Origin of the sequence: Bradyrhizobium sp. CCBAU 53340 (genome assembly GCF_015291645.1) — a bacterium.
GTDB lineage: Bacteria > Pseudomonadota > Alphaproteobacteria > Rhizobiales > Xanthobacteraceae > Bradyrhizobium.
On the sequence record NZ_CP030055.1, the window covers coordinates 5,398,372 to 5,407,281 of the forward strand.

The 8,910-nt window shown below is 59.8% G+C and carries 6 protein-coding genes; all 6 read right to left on the bottom strand.

What is annotated here, in order from left to right:
- Positions 1-530: 530 nt before the first annotated feature.
- On the bottom strand, positions 531-794 hold the full coding sequence (locus XH89_RS25715) for a cold-shock protein (protein WP_194463169.1): 264 nt from the start codon (positions 792-794) through the stop codon (positions 531-533).
- 88 nt (positions 795-882) lie between these two features.
- On the bottom strand, positions 883-1,764 hold the full coding sequence (locus XH89_RS25720; RefSeq protein WP_194463170.1) for an efflux RND transporter periplasmic adaptor subunit: 882 nt from the start codon (positions 1,762-1,764) through the stop codon (positions 883-885).
- A 74-nt stretch (positions 1,765-1,838) separates the two neighbouring features.
- Complete coding sequence (locus XH89_RS25725; RefSeq protein ID WP_194463171.1) at positions 1,839-3,839, bottom strand: preprotein translocase subunit SecA; 2,001 nt, start codon at positions 3,837-3,839, stop codon at positions 1,839-1,841.
- 7 nt (positions 3,840-3,846) lie between these two features.
- Positions 3,847-5,994, bottom strand: a complete 2,148-nt coding sequence (locus XH89_RS25730) for a PqqD family peptide modification chaperone (protein ID WP_194463172.1) — start codon at positions 5,992-5,994, stop codon at positions 3,847-3,849.
- 10 nt (positions 5,995-6,004) lie between these two features.
- Positions 6,005-7,867 carry an efflux RND transporter periplasmic adaptor subunit gene (locus tag XH89_RS25735; protein ID WP_194463173.1) on the bottom strand — a complete coding sequence of 621 codons (1,863 nt, stop codon included), beginning with the start codon at positions 7,865-7,867 and terminating at the stop codon, positions 6,005-6,007.
- A gap of 140 nt (positions 7,868-8,007) precedes the next feature.
- Entirely contained in the window at positions 8,008-8,883 is an 876-nt protein-coding gene (locus XH89_RS25740) for a SapC family protein (protein WP_194463174.1), read from the bottom strand.
- Positions 8,884-8,910 lie beyond the last annotated feature (27 nt).

Consider the following 8,910-nt stretch of genomic DNA (forward strand, 5'->3'; position numbering starts at 1 on the left):
ATGCTCGACGCAGTCCTTTGCTAGCCGAATTTACATCTGCTGATCACAACGCCGGCCGATCCGAAGACGACTAGGCGCACCCTGTCATGACGAGCCAGGCCACGCGCAAATGGCGGTTCGAAGCCGCCCAGCAAGGCTGAGCGCTTATGGTTAACACCCAGTAAATGAAGTTAATGCCCGCCGTAAACGTTCCGCTGCCGGGGCCTTGCCGCCGCGGTCCGGCGGCCTTGGCTCCCAATGCGCCCGGCGGGCGATCAATCAGTCTGCGATTCCGTCGAGATCGGCCGACATCGTCAGCTTTGGCCAGACTTGCGAGGAGATCTTCTTGGCAACGTCGACATGAGGCGCACGAGGCGATTCACGCGGCGAATGCTTTCGGCGAAGCGCGCGGCGGGAGTACGTCGTCGAATATGGAAAACGAGTTTTCGAAGCCGACCCAGCATGACGTCCTTCTCAAGGTGAAACGCAACCGCCCATGCACGTCAACAAAAACGGCGACGGATATACCGGGGCGGCCGACCAACCATCGACTAGCGTGGCAACCGTGACGATCTGACGTAGCGTGTCAGAACAGGCGCGCTATGCGCAGTCGCCAGGATCCGGACGCTGACGGCCTGCCGCTTGCCGGACCTCTGATCGGGAGCCAGGTTGTAGCTCACCCGGGCGCCGGCCTCGGGCGTGAGCCCGGGAGAGCATGATTTGAGATGAAAGAAAATGTCGGTGCCGCCGGAATCCGGCCTGATGAAGCCGAACGCCCGGTCGCCGTGATAGGTCTTGATGGTACCTTCCAGCATCTTGCACCCTTTTCAGCTCGCTAGGCGCGTGGTTCGGGAAATCGCTGCGGAATGGGCTAACCGGGTTTTCTCACCGGGTCGATATTTGTCAGCCAACACCAGGAAAACGAACCCGGCACTTGAGTCCGGCGGGAATCGCATGGTTCGGATTGGGAAGTTCGAGCCGCACCCCGATCGTGCCGCTGGCCGCATCGAAGACTTGGTCCACCACGGTTACCACCGCATTGTACTTGCCACCCACAGGATCCTCCGGGTAAACCTCGGCCATTATACCGGCTCGAATCCTGCCAAACTGGCTGAGCGGCACATAAACTTCAACGTTGAGCGGATCGATTTGCGCGATCGTAATCAGGTGCCCCTGGTCGAACGCATACTCTCCCGGACCAAGGGAGCGCGCCACCACGACACCGTCGATCGGACTCCGAACAATACGTTGATTGAAGATTTCGCGAGCACGTACGGCCTCCGTTTGCGCCAGCTGAAGATTGACCTTCGCTTCGTCGAGTTCACTCTCGGAGACCCGGGCAAGAGTTTCAGCCTCATCGGCGGCCGAGAACGCTACCGTATCGTTCTTGCGTAACGCCCTCATGCGCTCTTCCTTGCGCCTTTGGTACTCGACCTTCGCCTGGCTCGATCGCACTGAAGCTTCATTGCCAGCCCGCGCCTCAGCCAGCAAGACGGCGGCGGCTTCAACACCCGACTCAAGCCTCGCGATCACATCGCCTTTCTTGACCATCGCGCCGCGATCCACCAGCATTTCGCTGATCAACCCGGGCACCTGAGTCCCCAATTTCAGCGTCATCTTCGGTTGGATCAGGCAAAGAAAACCATCCTGGTCCTGTGCGTGCGCGGGCACAACGATACCAAGTGCCACGACCAGCGTGGATAACGCGCGCGCCCGCCGGCGCATGATCCGGCACGGCTCATTGAGATTTGTGAGCCGATCGCTCCTTCCAAGTTGCTTCAACATTGCCGATCCTCAACTGTTGCCTGCTCGCTCAAGGTAGTCTTCACCGTTTCCGGCATGCGCTGCGGCGACGGCCGTTACTCTGCCCTTCCCGAAAACGCCAGCACCCGCTCCAATCGTCGATCCTGCGCGAGATTCTGTAGCCTGATGTATGCGCCACGTCGTTCAGCGCGAAACTGGGCCAGACCACGCAGCCCCTGGTAAAGCGCAGCCGATGCTCTTGCAGCGCGCATCACGACGCGCGCGACCAGCGCAGTCTCGGTTGGGGCATAAACCACATAGATTTCGTCATCGAGTGAGACGATCGCTTCACAACTACCGGGATCCCCCTGACGCGCGCAGCGGCCGAAAAATTGACGATCGATGCGCCGAGACTCGTGGTATTCAGTCAGGATGACGTGCAAGCCGCCACGTTCGGCAACGCCGGGACCCAGCCGGATGTCGGTGCCGCGACCTGCCATGTTTGTTGCCACCGTCACCCGGTTGGGCTGCCCCGCGAGTGCGACGACATCGGCCTCGAACTGGTCCTGCTTGGCATTCAGTAGTGCATGTTCGATGCCCCTCTCGGTCAGCACCGCGCTGATCTCTTCCGATGCCTTCACTGAGCGCGTCCCAATCAGCACGGGCCGGCCAGCCTTGATGGCAAGGCGTTCGACTGAATTGGCCACCGCCCGCCATTTCTCCTCCCTCGTTCGGAACACAAGCGGCTTGACGTATTTCCGCCGCGAGGGTCGATGCAAAGGGATCCGCACGACATCGAGCCCGTAGACCGACCTGATCTCACGCGCCACCTCGCTCGCCGTGCCGGTCATTCCGGCCAACCTGATGTAACGCCGAAACAGCCGCTGATAGGTGAGCCGCGCCAGGGTCTCCCGTGGCAAAGTCAGTTCGCATCGCTCCTTTGCCTCGATCATCTGATGCAGGCCGCCTTCCCATGAACGGTCGGGCATTACGCGGCCGGTCGATTCATCGACGATTTGGACCTTACCCTCGCTGACCACATAATGCTGGTCACGGCGGAACAGGTGTAGCGCGCTGAGCGCCTGCGTAACCAGCTCTTCACGGGCGCGAACCGACGTCCATACACCGCTCGATTTGTGCGCGAGCTCACCGAGCCTCTCGCGGCCGGCGGCCGTTAGCGAAACCCGGCGTTCCACCAGCTCAATCAGATAGTCGCGGCCGCTATCCAGGCCGGCGGCGATTTCCAGCGCGCGGGCGCATTGTTCTTGTGCCTCGCTGGCCCCGGCGGTTGCGGACAAAATAAGCGGGGTGCGCGCTTCATCGATAAAGATGCTGTCAGCTTCGTCCACAATCCCAAAGTAGAGGCCACGCAAGACCAGTTCGCTCTCGCGACTTGCGGAAGCACAAATCTTTTCCAGCGAAAGATGCAGCCGGCTGCCTCGATTCGCCAAGGCGACGCGATCGCGCAGATAATCGAAGGCTAGTTCCTTGTTTGTGCAATAAGTCACCGAATTCGCGTAAGCTTTCCGGCGCACTTCCCGCGTCTGGCCTTGTACGACGACACCAACACTGAGACGCAGATAGCGATAGAGCGGCCCCATCTCCTCCGCGTCACGTTCTGCCAGATAATCATTGACGGTGATGACGTGCACGGGATAACCCGCAAGGGCAACCGTACTGGCTGCGAGCGTTGCCGCGATCGTCTTACCCTCTCCGGTCTCCATTTCAATCAACGTGCCTTGCAGCAACGCCCACCCAGCCATCAGTTGAGCGTCGAAGTGCCGCTTGCCGATCGTGCGCGAAGCGACTTCGCATACAAGAGCAAAGCATTCGGCAACGATCGTCTCGGAAAAGCCTTCCTTCCGCAGCCGCCCGCGCATCCTTCCGGCCCGCGCTACGAGATCCGCGTCGGGCGTTCGCGCAAGCGTGGATTCGTACTGTCGTACCAGCGGAACGATGGATGCCAAACCGCGCGCGGAATTGAAGAGGATCTGACGAGCTGGCCGAACCGTGCAACCCAGCAAAAACTCGGCCGCCTTGTCATGGAAGCTGGGCTCGCGCTCCGATCGCTCAGCGTACGGACGCCCGTCCGCCAGTTCGCCCGCCTCGGTGATCATGATGCCCCTAGACATTTAAGCTCGATAGAAATAGCCGCCGGATGCTTCGATACCATTGCACGGATAGAGGCGTCTTTTGATGTTCAAAGCGCACGAAGACGCGCTGCCCGAACTTCTCGATATCGTTGGGTTGATCAATCGCGATGTCGAACTGGAACATGCGTTGAAGCGCCTTGGGGTTTTTGTTCTCGCGGGGATCGGTTGCTATCTCGCCACCGCCTTCGGCCGCAAGCGCCGCGCTCGGGAGCTGCTCCTCGCCACCCGGGACCTCCCGCAACATCGAGCCCGTCATCACGGCTCCGGGCTGATGAACCAGACGAAGTCGAATATGATTGGTGAGGGCTCTAACGTTATCGACGGCATCCTGGGGCACCACCACGCGCACGATCGGCGAGGTTTTCCCCATCACATAACCCAGCAACTCGCCCTTGTGATAATAGCGTCCGGGCATATCGCCCATCTGTGAGACAGTGAATATGCCATCCGTATTGGCGCGAGCTACCAGGGCATCGGTCCGCTCCTGCGCACGCGCCAGGCGCGCCCGTTCCGCATCAAGCCGATCGTTCACCATCTCGGCTTTGGTCCGGTCCTGGACGAAGTCGGCAGCGTATTCGGCTTCGAGCTCGGCGACCTTGGCGATGCTTTGGCGCAATTGCGCTTCAACGACGGGATCGACGCTTTGCGTGAGGGCTTGCCCTTTGATGACGGCGGCGCCCGGCTGGATCAGGAAATCCTGAAAATATCCGTTCGCACCGGACCGTACCACCGCCTGCTCAGGCAGCCAGACCACGCCTTCGGCATAAGAATGGTATGGCATCGGCACCATGAGAATGAAACCGACAGCAGCGATGAGAAGCGATACTGTGACGGTGATCGCCCGAGATCGATGCTTGTGCAGGCGTGGACTACCTACCAGATGCTTCACGGCCTTGAACACCGGAAACATCGCCATCGCACCCACTGCCCAAATCGCCAAGATCACGCCGACGACGAAGAATCGGCTGGCGATGAACAGTGCGATCGCGATCGTGACCAGCATCCGATAGATCGTGGACGCAAAGCCATAACAGACGAACCACGTCTTTTCGCTGATGCTCGCATCCGGGGGTTCGCTTTCAGACACCCCAAGCAGATAGCGCTCGATCAGATAACCCCAGTAACGCGTCGATCGCGCCGCCAGATTCGGAATCTCGGTCAGGTCCGCCAGGATATAATAGGCGTCGTAGCGCAATAGCGGATTGCCGTTGAACAGCAGCGTGGAAACGCCCGCAATCAACATCACATTGAACAAAACAGCCCGGACGATCCCGGGCTCGATCAGGAGCCAGAAGTAGAAAGCAATCGCCGCAACAAAGAGCTCCACGATGACGCCAGCAGCGCCGACCAGCGCCCGCCGGTACTTCGACTTGAATACACTGGCGGCGGAGGCTTCCACGTAGGGCACCGGCAGCAGGACCAGGAGCACGATCCCCATATCGTGCACTTCGCCGCCGCCTGCCTTGGTTGCTGTCGCATGCCCAAGCTCATGCAGGGCCTTGATAGCCGGGAAAACCAGATACAACGCGAACAGATTGTCGACCGCAAGGATCCGGTCGCTGAGGTTATGGCTGAGCTCCGGCCAGTGCGATGGGACCAGGAACAACGCCGGCAGTACCACAACAAGCCACAACAAACCGCCCCAGCGGCTCCAGATCAGTCTAATCAACCATTGACAACGATTCAGAACGGCGTCCGGATCCAACAGCGGTATCCGCAACGCCATCGGATTGGCGTAGGTTCGAAGAAAACGCGCCCGCTCCTCGCGTTCCCCGCGAGCAAACAACTCGGCCACGTCGGGCGTCACATCGCTTTCGAGCAGGTCGGCCGAATGCAATTGACCGAGCAACTGGATAACTTCGTCCTGGGTCGGCGCATCCTCGCCAAGGTGCTTGTTGGCGATTTCCCAAAGTTCGGCAATGCTCCGTTTGCCGTCCATCAAGGCAATGATCAGCCGCGCCGAAGGCGAAAAACGATGAACCCGAGTGGAGGCTGGATCCTGCAGCAAATACCACACTTCGCCGCGATATCGGTGCCGATAGAGACGTGCGTGAGAACGCAGCTTTGGCTTTCGTGCTGCAACCCTGTACCACCAGTTGCTCAAAAGCGGGACGTTCATGTGCTTCCCGTCAAGGCAGCCATTTCCAGATCGACAGGCGTATCCAATCGAACAGGGTATGCCCCCAGATCCAGATCAGCTTTCGCTGCCCGATAGCGACCTTACCCAATCCTTCCATGCCCGGACGTACCCGGTCCGACGCATTGACAAGCTGTGCCTCGACCCGGAAGTAGTTCCGCCCTTCCTGGGTCGTCGACACCGGCGTAATTTGCGTCAGGGTGAAATCCATCAATTGATCCGGAATCCCGGAAAGGGTCAGCTCGCCGTGTTGGCCAACCGCAACATGGGCAATGTCGCGTTCCTCCACCTGAAGAATGACCCGGTAGGCATCGAGTGGAGCGACCTGAAACAGCACCTTCCCCTGCTCGACCGGCGTCCCCAGCAGTTGATTGAGGTCACCGCTGACGATGATCCCATCAAACGGCGCCACCAGCTTGGTCCGTGCGATCTTGTCGTTTGTCAGCGTCAGCTCGGCCTCGACCTGATCGAGCTGTGCCGCGATGATCATCATCGCCGCTCTATCCTGCGTGGCAAGCGCTTGTCTGTGCTTGCGCAGCGATTGCTCGCGCTCGGCAGTCAGTCGTGATTGCTCGAGTTTCAGATCACGATCGTCCAGTTGCGCGAGCAATTGTCCGCTTCGCACGGTGTCGCCTGCCCGGACGTATGTCTGCAAGATGAACCCGTCAAATGGCGCGGCCGCCACGCGTTGCACGGCACCTTCGATCACGGTCTTGGCCGTAACCCGGTAGAGCCCGCTAGCGATACTGAAAACGAGTACCGTTCCCATGATGACAAGCGCAATCAGCTTTGCGCCGGGGTGGCGGGGCCCGAACAGCACTTGCGCACTCTCTCCGAAGGCAATGCGCCCGCGGTACCAGAGGCTACGTTCGCCGTCGCGCTTCAGCCTCAGGATCGGTCCGAGCAGCCCACCGACGGTTTTGCACAACTCGACTGTTTCAACGTCAAAGACGGCTCCTTCGCCGCGCTCGAACGTCACCACGCCGATGGCATGCCCATCATCAAGCAGCGGCACGGAGCATACCGCAATATCCCCGAACTCGCGCGCGAGTTCAGCGTGGGCGATCGCGGGAACTTCGCGTTCGTCGCGCGGCGGGTGAACAAGGGCGACGTCGAGATCGAGAACTTCGTCCATCGCATCGCCGATCAACCGGCCGAGGTCCATCTTGGCATCGAAGGTAGCGGTGTGCGAAATCGCGCGCACCTCGGCGCTACCAGCTCTTTCAAGGCCGATGCTGACACGATCACAATTCAGCCGACCTGCCAGTTCATTGGCACAGGCAAGCAGCGACGGCTCCAATTGCCGTTGTCCGATTGCGGTCGCGACGATGTCCATCGCGAGCGCAAGCCGTGCAAGCCGCGCGTCGCGCTCCTCGATCGCGCGCTTCCGAAACTGATCGACCAGCCAGGCGCTCGCCCAGTGCAGCAACCGCAACGCGCGCTGCAGCGCCGCCTCCGAACTGGCGGCAACATCAAGGACGATGACACCGTGCAGCACACCGGAGACCTCGATCGGGTACCCCACAAATGCCGGATGGTCGCGCCTCGCCACCGATCCACCATCCGAGGCGACCACGAGTCCGCGCTTTTCAGTCAGCACCCGTTCTGCCGCAGGGCTGAGATACTGCAGATCGCGACCTTCGTGCGGCCATATCGCTGCAGGGACGTAAGTGCCGTCCGCGTCGGGACCCAACAGCAGCAGCCCGCCGTTCACGCGCTCGATCTGGAGACACAGGATCGCAAGCCAGCTCTTGCAGAATTCGGATGTATCGTTGGCCGACGAAAACCTTGCCCACGCCGCCGATTCTGCCCGGGAGGCATCTTCGGTCAGCGAGTAGATCGGCGCGGTGGTCATAGAGTTGATCTTATCGCTACGAACAGAAAATGCGCAAACAACCGGCGTGCACTGGAGTCCCACCTCCTGCGGGAATACGATCGATAACAGGCCGCCCTACCCAAAGCGGGTTGCACCGCCGGGAGCTCATGTCGCTGCCACTACTCCAGAGCTGCACTCGGCGCTCGAGAACCATTGGCCGCTTTGGCGGTCGACCTTCGAACCCTGGGCTCCTCTGAACTATCCTCACCGGAGATCGATGGAGCCTCTGAATCGGGCGCGGAAGAATCGGGCGCGGAATCGACCTTTTGAGCCCTCGCCATGGCAAGCCGGTCCTTCAAAGCTCCAAAGTTACGCATCGATTGCAAATGCAGATAAATCAGTTCGAGTTCGTCGGTCTTGGCCAATTCGGCCAGTTTGTCGCCAGGCAGCTCCTTGAGCTTCTCACGGTTGATGGCCATGAACCCGCTGAGCGAGTAGCGCTCGCCCGTATTCATTTCGACCTGCGCCTGCATCGGCTCGAGCAGATCGAGTTCAAGAATCTTCTTGCAGAACCGTTCGGTGCGAAGGAATTGGAGTTGATATTCCTGAAGGAACTTCAGGATGTTTTCCACGTAGGCGGTGGGCTTGCCATCGTCGGCGAACAGCCGCTCGCCGCGCCCATCGCCATTGAAGCCCGAAAACATCTCATCGATGCACAGATTGAACCTCTCGCCGTCATCACTCTTGGCGAATACAAACGGATAGCGGCGAACAAAGGCCGGAATGTAGCGGGCATCCCACTTGCCACCGTCTGACAGGTAGAGATTTTCGCCCTCGCGCAAGCCGAGAATGACCGCGGGCATCACGCCTTCCTTGTTACCCGCAAACACGATCGGGTAGTCGGATTGCGCATCGCGAAACTCGATGGCGGTCAGCGGCACTGAGTTTATCTTGCTGCTGAAAGCATAGTTTCGGCCGAATTCAACCGAGGAGTGGCGATGATTGGCAAACATCACCGGAACAACCGTCTCATAAATCAATAGCTGGGTCGTCATTATCACGCACTCCTATTTCAGCATGAT